This window comes from Streptomyces graminilatus (assembly GCF_001418565.1).
GTDB classification, from domain to species: domain Bacteria; phylum Actinomycetota; class Actinomycetes; order Streptomycetales; family Streptomycetaceae; genus Streptomyces; species Streptomyces graminilatus.
On record NZ_LIQQ01000676.1, the window covers coordinates 1 to 1,743 of the forward strand.

Annotated in this window: 1 pseudogene; it reads right to left on the reverse strand. The window is 71.8% G+C overall.

Annotated features, from left to right (window positions below):
• A pseudogene (locus AOK08_RS39685) lies at positions 1–870 on the reverse strand (ATP-binding protein); the annotation flags it as partial.
• Between the last annotated feature and the right edge of the window lie 873 nt (positions 871–1,743).

A 1,743-nucleotide genomic window follows, 5' to 3' on the forward strand; every position in this document is an offset into this window, starting at 1 on the left:
GGCGTTGTCGAGGAGTTCGGCCAGCGCGTGCATGACGCCCTCGGCGGCGTGCCCGGCGACGGCGGCCGAGCTGGCGGAGTGCACGCGCACGCGTTGATACCCGCTGATGCGGCCCATGGCGCCGCGCAGGATCGACTCCATGACGATCGGACGGGCCCAGCGGCGGCCCGAACGGGCGCCCGAGAGAACGGCGATCGAGTCGGCGAGGCGGCCCGCCTGGGCGGTGCGGTGGTCGAGGTGGAGGAGGTCGGCGAGGACGTCCTCGTCCGTGTGCCGGTCCTCCATGGCGCGCAGGTCGGCCAGGGTGCCCGTGGCCAGCGCCTGCATACGGCCGGCCGCGTTGGCGGTGGCCGCGAGGGCCGCCGCCCGCTCCTGGTTGGCCCGGCGCAGCTCTTCGGTCAGGTCGGCGTTGTCCTCGGTGAGCCGGGTGATCTGATGGGCCTTCTCCTGCTGGAGGCGGCTGAACTCCTGGGCGGAGGCCTCGTTGAGGCGGGCACGTTCGCGGGCGAGATCGGCGGCCACGCGCGCGCGTTCCCGTTCCAGATCGGCGGCCGTGCCGGCCCGTACGTGGTTCAGCTCCTCGGCGAGGCGGGCGCGGTCGTGCAGCAGGCGGCCGGCGTCCTCGGTGGCCGCGGCGAGCCGTCGGCGGGCCTGCCGGGCGGACGTGACGCCGTGGACGGCCACGGCGACCGCCGCGGACAGCAGCAGTGTGGCGACCGCCCCGCCCAGGGTGAGCGGGAGACGGGCCTCGTCGGGCGCCCGGGCGACCCCACCGCCCACCGCGGCGGCGGCCAGTACGGCGGTGAGCAGCGCGGCGGGCAGGACGGCACGGAAGGCGGGGCGGTCGCCGGGTTGGCGGGGCGCGGTCATGAAGAGGTCCTCGGTCGGTTCCTGGGTCGTTCGTCGGCTGTTTCCTCGGCTGTTTCCTCGGTGCTGCCGCCTGGGCCAGGAGGCCCCACGGGGTGCCTGCGCATTCGATTTGTGAGCGACATGTGACTGATGGTGCTCAACTCGCTGTAACTATAGGGGAGTTAGTGAGCGAAATTGAGGTGTTTCGACTCGGTCCCCACAATCCGTCCACGTTCCGCGGACCGGTCGGATGATCACTGTCAGTGGCGGGACGCGACGGCCGGGCGTGGTCGCGCCGAGCGACGGGTGCACGCCGGTCGCGGGCCGGGCGACGGTCGCGGGTCGGGCGACGGGCGCGGGCGCAGGGGTCGTTCTGGACTTCACTCGGCATATGGACCACCTCCTCCCCCTGAACCACGGGCAGCATGCGGCTGTTGTTCAGCCAGGGCTGATTCCTGACCGTCCGAGAGGGAACTGACGGGTGTCTGGCCCGGGTCGGTAGCGGTTCCCGCACGGCGGGGCGGTAGCCGTAGCGGGGTCGGTGAACCAGGCCGCACCGAAGGCCGAGAAGGCCGAGTGGACGGCGTCGTACGTGTCCGCGCACTTCGCCAGGGTGCCCCAGATTGGATGTATAGGGGTTTGCATGTTCTTTCTGGTGCATTACTCTGGACGTTGGAGTGCATCTCATTGTACGGAGATCACGCGTTGATCCTGGGAAGGCCCTGTGAAGATGCCCAGTGCTGAGCGTCTGCCCTCGTGGGCCGTCGTGGCGGGACCGGTTGTGCCCGCTGTCGGTCCGGGTGACGTCGCGCTGCCTTCCGCCGGTCTGCCCGCCCTCGTCGTTCCCAACCCCGGGGGCTCCGGGGGGCGGCACCGAGGGGCGCGCAAGGGGTG